The organism is Micromonospora sp. ATLC16, from assembly GCF_057196645.1.
On sequence record NZ_JBXUOW010000223.1, the window covers coordinates 1 to 212 of the forward strand.

Here is a 212-nt window from a genome sequence, read left to right on the forward strand (position 1 = left end):
CGCGTGGGGTGCGGTATCCGCTGTCGGGCCTGCTCGCGGTCGCGGTCTGCGCGGTCCTGGCGGGGGCATCGTCGTTCGCCGCGATCACCGACTGGCTGCACGATCTAGACGAGCAGGCCCGCGACCGGCTCGGGTTCGATCATGGGGTGCCGGTGGGCACGACGGTGTGGCGGCTGCTGACTCGCCTGGACGACGGGCTGCTGTCCACCGTC

The 212-nt window shown here is 72.2% G+C and carries 1 protein-coding gene; it reads left to right on the top strand.

Features of this window, described 5'->3' with window-relative positions:
• Nucleotides 1–212: transposase family protein (locus AC2CHE_RS27100; protein WP_484507645.1), on the top strand; the 212-nt coding region annotated here is incomplete at both ends.